This window comes from Flagellimonas marinaquae (genome assembly GCF_003992675.1).
Taxonomy (GTDB): domain Bacteria; phylum Bacteroidota; class Bacteroidia; order Flavobacteriales; family Flavobacteriaceae; genus Flagellimonas; species Flagellimonas marinaquae.
The window spans coordinates 1-8437 of record NZ_RZMZ01000011.1 but is presented as its reverse complement, the minus strand read 5'-3'; the positions used below and the strand labels follow the sequence as shown (position 1 = coordinate 8437).

Genomic DNA, 8437 nt, shown 5'->3' with positions numbered 1-8437 from the left:
ACCTTCTTCATCGAACCAAAGCCCATGGAGCCCACCAAGCACCAATACGACTTTGATGTGGCGACCGTAATCGGTTTTCTTACCAAATATGACCTTTTGGACGATTTCAAACTCAACATCGAGGTCAACCATGCCACCTTGGCCCAGCATACCTTTGAGCACGAGCTGCAAGTGGCCGCGGACAACAATATGCTGGGCAGTATCGATGCCAACAGAGGGGATTACCAGAACGGTTGGGACACCGACCAGTTCCCCGTGGACGTTTACGAACTGGCTCAGGCCATGTTGGTCATCCTCCAGGCCGGCGGATTCCAAGGTGGGGGCATAAACTTTGACGCGAAAATACGGAGGAACTCCACCGACCTCGAGGACATCTTCCATGCGCACATCGGGGGAATGGACGCCTTTGCAAGGGCCTTATTGGCCGCAAACGATATTTTGGAAAACTCCAAGTATCTTAGCCTACGTAAGAATCGCTATGCTTCCTTTGATGCTGGTTCGGGAAAGGCATTTGAGGAAGGCCAGCTTTCACTGGAAGACCTTTACGCCCATGCCACGGCACATCCGAACATTAAAAAGACAAGCGGTCAGCAAGAATTGTTCGAGAATATAATCAATCAGTATATTTGATTTTATAACCAACTAAACAAACCGTTTTGGCGCCAAGCCAAGACATCAAAATCTAATTTATGGCACTTATTTCATTTTTGGGTTTCACTCTTATGGTGGGTATCATCTCTTGGTGGTCCGTTAGAAAAACCGATGAATCATCTTCTGACGGCTACTTTTTGGGAGGCAGAAGCCTTACTGCAGGAGTTATTGCAGGATCGCTGTTATTGACCAATTTATCCACCGAACAAATCGTTGGACTGAACGGAAGCGCTTACAAGGATGGTCTTTCCGTTATGGCTTGGGAAACTTTGGCAGCACTTGCCATTGTGGTCACGGCACTGTTCCTGCTCCCAAGATATTTAAAGGGCGGGCTCACCACAGTACCGCAGTTTTTGGCCAAACGTTTCGATGTTTCCACGAAGACCATCACCTCTGGGCTGTTCTTGACAGGCTACGTAGTAGTTTTGTTGCCGGTGATATTGTATTCGGGTTCGGTCGCCATCAGTGGAATGTTCGATGTTCCGCAACTCCTCGGAGTTTCCGACTCCACCGCCCTTGTGATTTGTATTTGGGGAATTGGCATCATTGGTTCCATTTATGCGGTTTTTGGAGGATTAAAGGCTGTGGCCGTATCCGATAGTATCAATGCCGTAGGTCTAATCGTTGGTGGTATATTGATTCCTATTTTTGGTTTGATGGCCATTGGTGATGGAAGCGTTTTTGGAGGACTTGAGACCTTGATGAACGCAAATCCCGAACGTTTTGATTCTACTGGTAACCCAGGCCAAGAAGTACCTTTTTCCACCATATTTACGGGAATGATGCTGGTTCAACTATTCTACTGGGGGACCAATCAACAAATTATTCAGCGTGGATTGGGGGCCAAAAACCTGGCTGAAGGTCAAAAAGGACTGTTATTGGCCGCTTTTTTGAAAATTCTAGGCCCAATCATCCTTGTTCTGCCCGGAATGATTGCCTACTACTATTTTGAAGGCGGGCTTGCCAGCAGCGACCTTGCGTATCCAGAACTGGTACGGGCCGTACTGCCCAAACCGTTGATGGGCTTTTTCGCCGCGGTACTGTTCGGGGCCATTTTAAGCTCGTTCAATAGTGTGCTCAACAGTTCGGTGACCTTATTTGGAATAGACATTTATAAACAACATCTCAATAAAGAGGCTTCAGAAATGACCGTGGTAAAATACGGGAAGATTTTTGGGGTTTGTTTGGCCTTGGCAGCCATGTTCATTGCTCCGCTGATCGCAAATGCGGGAAGTTTGTTCAACTATCTACAGGAAATCAACGGGATTTACAGTATTCCCATCTTCACGATTATCGTGGTGGGTTACCTTACCAAACGGGTTCCGGCGATTGCTGCCAAAATCGGAATTCTTTCAGGGTCTGCGCTTTACATCATCAGCCAATTCATCATTGGGCCAAAAATGGTGGCAAATGCCCTTGCCGAAGCCAAGGCGAATGGAATCACGGACCCTGCCGAGCTCAATTTAATCGAGGCCGGAGCGTACCCGCACTATTTGCACGTGATGGCCATATTATTTGTGTCCAACATCATCATTATGCTACTCATAGGAAAGTTCTATCCGAGAAAGGAGCCATTCCAGTTGGAATACACCAAACAAGTTTCCATAGAGCCTTGGAAACATGTAAAATTGGCAAGTGGTATCATTGCCTTTATTGTAATTGCCATTTACATCTACTTTGCCAAGTAGATACGCGAAATCAAAAAAACTTACAAAAGGCCAGGGGTTATCTCCTGGCTTTTTTATGGTAAGATGCTCTTTAAAAAATTGTCCTTGTAAGCTCTCCCCATAGGAATTTTGGCACCATTGGTTAGCGAGACCAAATTTCCGGAAATTCGATCGATCTTCTGGGTGTTGATGATGTGGGACTTATGTATCTGATAAAACTGATTGCCCCCTAACACATCGACCCAATGGCGAAGCGGTTCGTTGGATAATATTTTTTTGTCCTCCAAATGAATCTCTGTATAATCGGAATCTGAAGTGATTGAATAAATATCATTCACCAGGACCTTGATGTGTTCGTGGCTGGACTTCACGTAGATTTCCGTAAGGGGAATACCTCCACTCTTTGAGCCTTCTTGCTCGTATTTGGCGTTCACCTTGTTCACGGCCTGCAAAAAACGTTGAAAGGAAAAGGGTTTCAAAAGGTAATCCACCACATTAAGGTCGTAGCCTTCCAAGGCGTATTCGGAAAATGCCGTGGTCAATATCACATTGGGCGGATTGGGTATGCTCTTTAGGAAGTCCAACCCGTTGATCTTGGGCAAATGGATATCCAAGAACATCAGGTCAACAGATTCGGTATTGAGGAATTCCATAGCCTTGAGCCCATCGGAGAACACTTCTACCAACTGCAGCGTGGGCACATCTTGTATAAATTTTCTCAATATGCGTTGGGCCGGTGGTTGATCTTCGACAATGATACATCTCATAACCTACACTTTTTCCAATTCCAGCTTCAGGTACACATGATAGCTGTTATCGGCTTCTTCAATCTGCAAAATATGCTTTTTTGGGTAAAGCAGCTCCAATCTCTTTTTTACATTCTTAAGGCCGATGCCTTTGGCCACACTGTCCAAACTAAAACCAGGTTCGTAGTTATTTCTGCAATGGAACTCCAAATAGGAATTTTTCAGTTTTACCGATATATCAATTTTGATATCTGAAGACTGACCGGACTGACTGTGCTTGAAGGCGTTTTCAATGAACACGATCAAAATCAAAGGGGCAATCCTGTAATCCCCTTTAATGTCGTCCACATCAAAGTGCACTTCTCCCCTGTCCTCAATCTGCAGTTTGTAGAGCCGTATAAAGTTTCCAAGTTGCTCAAGCTCCTTTTTCAAGGGAACTAGCTTTTCCTTGGACTCGTAAAGCATATATCGGAGAACTCCGCTCATTTCCAGAATGATTTCTGGCGTCTTCGGCGATTCTTGAAGCGCATATGAGTACAAATTGTTAAGGTTATTGAACAGAAAGTGGGGATTGATCTGGCTTCGAAGAAACTGCAGCTCACTTTCTTGAATGGTGGATTCCAGTTCATCTATCTGGGCTTGCTTTTTAAGGGCATCCCATCCAAACTTAAAGCCGGACAATATGCACATTACGGGCAAAACACCCAAAAGGGAGACATAGATCCCAGGAAAGGTCTTTCCCCTATCGGAATCGGGAAATATGATAGGCTCCAGCACAAGTTCCTCTATCAAAATCACTACGGCAACCACAATGGTGGCACCTAAAAAAAACTGCCAGTACTTTTTACGATATAGGAAATGGGGCATTAAATAATAAGTAACAGAAACGGTGGCAAGACTGTAAAAGGTCAAAAATATAGCCCTGTGCACCATAATGGCACCTGTGTTTCTGTTGAAAGAGAAGAACAAGAGCACCAATATGTGCAATACAATTTGAAAAAGAAGTTCCTTACGTGAAATCAATACACTTGAATTAATAAGTCCAAAACTAGAGATAAAACTCGGGGAAAAGAAAAGCAGTTTTACCAACAACCAACTTTAGCCTGTCAACGACATTTACCCCATTACAATCCTTAATTTATTGGTTGATTGAGGGTTAACCCCTGTTGTTCGCAGAAAATATTTCGATTTCACCTTTAGTTTACGCATATTTAATAGAAGTGATTTGGCAAATGGACAATCCTTTGCCAAAGTCAACATCGGAACGAACACTAAAAATCATACCATCATGAAAAAATTATTCCTAACGACAGTATTATTGACCAGCTTGATGGTCAGCGCCCAATCTACGTGGAAATCGGACCCAGCACATTCCAAGGTCGGTTTTGGCATCACCCACCTGATGATTTCCCAAGTGGAAGGCCTTTTTAGCGATTTTGAAGTGACCGCTATGGCCACCGAAGCCTTTGATAATGCGAAATTCTCCGTGGACATCAAAACGGCCAGTATTGATACGGACAATGAAAGACGCGACAACCATTTAAGAAGTCCTGACTTTTTTGATGCGGAAAAATACCCCAACATTACCTTTGAGAGCAGCAGTTTTGAAAAAACTGGCGATAATACTTTCAAGGTCACTGGAAATCTCACCATACACGGTACGACCAAGGAGTTGACCCTGGACGGAAAAGTGAACGGAATTATTACCAATCAACGGAGCAACAAATTGAAGGCTGGACTAAAGCTTACCGGAACCATTGACCGATTGGAATTTGGTGTGGGAGAAGAGTCTGCCTCAATTGGAAATGAAGTGGAAATGACCATTCACTTGGAAATGGCCCAACAATAAACGAAATTTACCCCTTTAAGAGCAAGAAAGGCCAATGCGGCCTTTCTTCTTTATTTACAACAAACTTAACATGGGAAGAAAATCAGAAAACACCTTTAGGGAATTCCACCGGTATTTGGGGTTCTTTTTGGCCGGGATCATGGCCGTTTACGCCATTAGTGGCATTGTGCTTACGTTTCGAAACACCGATTATTTGAAAAGCGAATACCAAGTGGAGAAGACGCTTGAACCTAATTTGCAGGAAGAAGCCCTTGGCTCTGCACTACGCAAAAGAGGTTTTAAAGTGGACAAAACTGAGGGCGACCTCGTGTACTTTGATGGCGGCACCTACAATATGAAAACAGGTGAGGCCTCCTACACGGAAAAACGTTTGCCCGCCATTTTGGAAAGCATGAACAAGCTTCATAAAATGCACATGGGAAATCCATTGTTTTGGTTGGGTATTTTTTTCGGCATATCCCTATTGTTTTTTGCAGTTTCGGCTTTTTTTATGTTTCGCCCCTCTGCACCCATTTACAAAAAGGGTCTTTATTTTGCCGCGGCAGGTTTTCTGCTGACGATAGTCTTGCTAATGGTATAAAAAAAGAAAGCCACCGAGTTCGGTGGCTTTCTTTTTTATGTTCATACACTAAGGATTGATGCCCAAATAGGCTACCGCCTCTTCATAGGTCATCTTTTTTAGGTTTTCGATGGTGGCTTTCCCCAATGTGCCCGATGGCGCCAAAACATATCTGAAACTTATTTCCAGTTCCTCTTCTTTGGCCATAGAGGCTCTCTTGAAGACTTCTTGATTCATGATGATTGATTCCGAATAAATGTATATCAAAATATTTCCCGGAGAAAACGAATAATCAAATACATCCTTGCCAATTTCATCTTCATTATAAATAACGATGACTTGTTGTGGCAGGGAAACGATATTGTCCATATTCGGTACTGTTTCCACCCCATTCGTTCCATAAATATAGATCTGGGCATAAACCATCACTACGCCACCATTGGCGATTTCCTCGGTTAACTCGGGAACATCCCAATCAAAGGTCAGTAAAGGGTAGCTTTCGGAGTACTCGAATAAATCAAATACAGCAGGCACATGTAACCAATCGCTGGCAATTACGTTCATGTTACCATCTTGACCATCAACCCCATCAACCCCATCATTCCCATCGGTACCTGGAACCCCTTGCTCGCCTTGCGGACCTTGTTGACCTTGAGGACCCTGTTCGCCTTGTGGACCTGGGTCTCCTTGTTCCCCCTGAGGTCCTTGTGGCCCTGGCTCACCCTGTGGTCCTACTTCACCTTGTTCACCTTGAGGCCCCATGAGACCATCGACCCCATCTTCAACAGAACAGGAAAGATGTAAACAAATGGATGCAGTGACCATGGCAGCGATTGCTAATTTTCTAAATAACTTCATAGTACAGTTTGGTTTTTATGTTACGATGCCTACAACGTCATTATCTTTTAAATTGTTATGAATTATCTTACAATTTGTTGTGTCTTATCTTATAGTTGTTGTGTGTAGACAACTTGTATGAATGATTTTTTGATGAATCATCATCGGAATATATAAAGCCACTTAGCTCAAAAAATATGACTAACTTTTAAGGGGTATCCGGAACAATTGTAATCAACGGTACAAGTAATCCTACTCCATCCCAAAAAAATGAATAAGATGAACAATCCGCTTATATTAAAAATCCTAATCTTTATTAGCTGTATTACCACGATACATATGTCTGCACAAAATTTAAATAACCACCAGTGGAAAAATAGAGTCCTTATCATAAAAACTGTAGCTGACCATTCAGAAAGGTTCGAAGACCAACTCACGGAATTCAAAGATGCACAGGAGGAACTAAAGGATAGAAGGTTGGTGCTTTATGCCATTCGGCAGAATGATTTCTCTTTTACGGATTACACCAACAGCTCGAAGAATTACACTGGAAAACTTGTTGAAAAAGGAGTCAAATCCATGCTAGATCAAAACGAAGCGTTTGAAATCATCCTCATTGGACTGGACGGCGGAATTAAACTTCGTAAAAATTACATCGTTTCACTGGAAGACCTGTTCAGCATTATAGATGCAATGCCCATGCGACGAAATGAAATTAAGAATTGAGGCTTCTAACCCATAGATAAGCCGGAGAGTTGGAGTCGAAAACAAAAAAAGAGCCGCACTTTTGTACAGCTCTTTCTCGTTTTGCTCCCCTTGTTGACGAAAGTTGCAACTTTAAATGGTTTTTATTCTGACCTCCTCCCAAAATTAGGTACCGGTCATAACTAGAGAATCGGGGCTATTGACCTCCTCCCAATATTAGGTACCGGTCATAACTAGAGAATCGGGGCTATTTTGATTCATTTCGATGTACTCGTTGGGAGACATGTCCCCCAACGAGCTGTGCGGTCTATAATTGTTATAGTCCTCTTTCCAAATATCGAACTTTTCCTGGGCATCCTCCAAGGAGAAGAACCAATTGGCGTTCAGGCACTCATACCTAAATGAGCCATTAAAACTTTCGATAAAAGGATTGTCCGTTGGTTTTCCTGGCCTTGAGAAGTCAAGTTCGACATTGTTCCCATAGGCCCATTTGTCCAATACCTTACTGATGAACTCACTTCCATTATCCACTTTGACACGCTTTGGCAGCACTTCGTTCCCAAAAGTAATGGCTTCCATTACCTGTACGACATCACTTCCTTTAAGAGACTTTCCCGCATGGATGGCCAAACACTTGCGGCTATAGTTATCCACTACAGTCAATGCCCTGAAACGGCTCCCGTTGTACAACTGGTCCGAGACAAAATCCATGCTCCAACATTCGTTCAAACTAGAGGCGTTCCCCTCTGCGGGTTGTCTGTGTGCGGCGGAACGGTTCCGTTTGGGCCGCTTGCTCCTCAGGTTCAGACCTTCCTCGCAATAGACCCGGTACATGCGTTTGTGGTTGTCCATGAAACCCTCCCGTCTCAAAAGGATATGGATACGCCAGAACCCGTAACGTACCCTGACGGCGGCAATCTCGTTCATCCGCATGCGCAACAGTTCATCGCTACGGCCCTTGGCCCTGTAATAGAAAACGCTCTTGTGCAGCAATATGAGCTTGCAGCAACGCTGGACGGAAATATTGTACTCCATCCTTATATTTTCGACCATCCCGCGCTTTCGGGACGGTCTCAGAACTTTTTTTTCAGCACGTCCTGCAGGATCTGTTTGTCCAAGCTCAGGTCGGCGACCAGTTTCTTCAACTGTGCGTTCTCCTCCTCCAGGTTCTTCAGCCTCCGTAGTTCGGAGACACCAAGCCCGCCATATTTCTTCTTCCAATTGTAGAACGTGGCCTCGCTGATGCCCATCTTGCGGCATACCTCCTGGATACGGGTCCCCGTCTCCGCCTGTTTGATCGCAAATACGATCTGCGACTCAGAATACTTTGATCGTTTCATAAGCAAATACTTGTTTAAAGTTAAACATTTATCCGCCCGGAATTCTCTAATTCTAAACTGTCCGGTTTAACGGGAGGAGGTCA

The 8437-nt window shown here is 44.0% G+C and carries 9 protein-coding genes; 5 read left to right on the top strand and 4 right to left on the bottom strand.

What is annotated here, in order from left to right; all coding sequences use genetic code 11:
* Both EO130_RS06620 and EO130_RS06615 read left to right on the top strand, forming a co-directional pair.
* Window positions 1-630 (top strand): apurinic/apyrimidinic endonuclease family protein (locus EO130_RS06620; RefSeq protein ID WP_470299658.1); only part of this gene is annotated, 630 nt, incomplete at its 5' end.
* A gap of 59 nt (window positions 631-689) precedes the next feature.
* The gene (locus EO130_RS06615) at window positions 690-2339 is read left to right on the top strand and encodes a solute:sodium symporter family transporter (RefSeq protein ID WP_127140740.1); all 1650 of its coding nucleotides are present in this window, start codon (window positions 690-692) and stop codon (window positions 2337-2339) included.
* Between the two features lie 53 nt (window positions 2340-2392).
* On the opposite strand, the gene EO130_RS06610 is transcribed toward EO130_RS06615, so the two are convergent.
* Together EO130_RS06610 and EO130_RS06605 are read right to left on the bottom strand one after the other, a co-directional pair.
* Window positions 2393-3085, bottom strand: coding sequence for a LytR/AlgR family response regulator transcription factor (locus tag EO130_RS06610; RefSeq protein ID WP_127140739.1), 693 nt, complete (start codon window positions 3083-3085; stop codon window positions 2393-2395).
* A gap of 3 nt (window positions 3086-3088) precedes the next feature.
* A complete protein-coding gene (locus EO130_RS06605; protein WP_127140738.1) occupies window positions 3089-4087 on the bottom strand; it encodes a sensor histidine kinase in 999 nt (332 codons plus the stop codon).
* A gap of 265 nt (window positions 4088-4352) precedes the next feature.
* Between EO130_RS06605 and EO130_RS06600 the strand changes: the two genes are divergently transcribed.
* Both EO130_RS06600 and EO130_RS06595 read left to right on the top strand, forming a co-directional pair.
* The gene (locus EO130_RS06600) at window positions 4353-4913 is read left to right on the top strand and encodes a YceI family protein (protein ID WP_127140737.1); all 561 of its coding nucleotides are present in this window, start codon (window positions 4353-4355) and stop codon (window positions 4911-4913) included.
* Between the two features lie 70 nt (window positions 4914-4983).
* Complete coding sequence (locus EO130_RS06595; RefSeq protein WP_127140736.1) at window positions 4984-5493, top strand: PepSY domain-containing protein; 510 nt, start codon at window positions 4984-4986, stop codon at window positions 5491-5493.
* A 48-nt stretch (window positions 5494-5541) separates the two neighbouring features.
* Here the strand turns inward: EO130_RS06595 and EO130_RS15545 are convergent, their stop codons facing one another.
* Window positions 5542-6330, bottom strand: a complete 789-nt coding sequence (locus EO130_RS15545; protein ID WP_206513132.1) for a collagen-like protein — start codon at window positions 6328-6330, stop codon at window positions 5542-5544.
* Window positions 6331-6588: 258 nt separating this feature from the next.
* On the opposite strand from EO130_RS15545, the gene EO130_RS06585 reads away from it, so the two are divergent.
* The gene (locus EO130_RS06585) at window positions 6589-7035 is read left to right on the top strand and encodes a DUF4174 domain-containing protein (RefSeq protein WP_206513131.1); all 447 of its coding nucleotides are present in this window, start codon (window positions 6589-6591) and stop codon (window positions 7033-7035) included.
* Window positions 7036-7230: 195 nt separating this feature from the next.
* On the opposite strand, the gene EO130_RS06580 is transcribed toward EO130_RS06585, so the two are convergent.
* A protein-coding gene (locus EO130_RS06580) for an IS3 family transposase (RefSeq protein WP_417935513.1) occupies window positions 7231-8354 on the bottom strand; the annotation gives its coding sequence in 2 pieces (ribosomal slippage) (window positions 7231-8102 and window positions 8102-8354; 1125 coding nt in all).
* Between the last annotated feature and the right edge of the window lie 83 nt (window positions 8355-8437).

What these genes read in the sequence shown, in the direction of transcription:
- EO130_RS06615 (WP_127140740.1), top strand. Translation starts at nt 690, where the DNA reads ATGGCACTTATTTCATTTTTGGGTTTCACTCTTATGGTGGGTATCATC.
- EO130_RS06610 (WP_127140739.1), bottom strand. Translation starts at nt 3,085, where the DNA reads ATGAGATGTATCATTGTCGAAGATCAACCACCGGCCCAACGCATATTG.
- EO130_RS06600 (WP_127140737.1), top strand. Translation starts at nt 4,353, where the DNA reads ATGAAAAAATTATTCCTAACGACAGTATTATTGACCAGCTTGATGGTC.
- EO130_RS06595 (WP_127140736.1), top strand. Translation starts at nt 4,984, where the DNA reads ATGGGAAGAAAATCAGAAAACACCTTTAGGGAATTCCACCGGTATTTG.
- EO130_RS15545 (WP_206513132.1), bottom strand. Translation starts at nt 6,330, where the DNA reads ATGAAGTTATTTAGAAAATTAGCAATCGCTGCCATGGTCACTGCATCC.
- EO130_RS06585 (WP_206513131.1), top strand. Translation starts at nt 6,589, where the DNA reads ATGAACAATCCGCTTATATTAAAAATCCTAATCTTTATTAGCTGTATT.